Below are 504 nucleotides of genomic sequence, written 5' to 3' on the forward strand. Positions count from 1 at the left end.
CGACCGATTGGACGTCCACGAGGGAGCGGCCGTGTACGAGTACGTGAACGAGTACGAGTACGGAGAAGAGCCCGGCGCGGCGGGGGGCGGATGGCGGACTCCCACATCGCTATTCGGAGGATGCAAGGACCTCGACGGTATGGGTGTCCAGCCAGCACGGTACTGTCGGCCCGGGCGGCGATCTCAGTCGTGTCGGCCGGCGCTGGGAGTGGGTGTCCGTCCTCATCCCGTCATCTCGCGCCCCTCGGCCCGCTCGGCCTCAGCCTCCTAGAAAGGCTTCGACCACCACCCCCCCTGAGCGGAATGTAGTGCCGACTCTTGATGGCAGGTTGTTGGAATGCCTGGAATATACCCCGCGAACTGTGGAAGTTGGGCTAGGTCTCCCGGACCGGCTCCGCAAGGAGCCACTCGTAGGCGGGCAGGACCTCGATCCGTGGCGCGTCGACCCGCGCGAGCGCGTCGCGGTCGAGCACCAAGAGCCGCGGCGTCGCGCGCGGATGGTCC

The sequence above is a fragment of the Candidatus Binatia bacterium genome (genome assembly GCA_023150935.1).
Taxonomy (GTDB): Bacteria; Desulfobacterota; Binatia; order HRBIN30; family HRBIN30; genus JAKLJW01.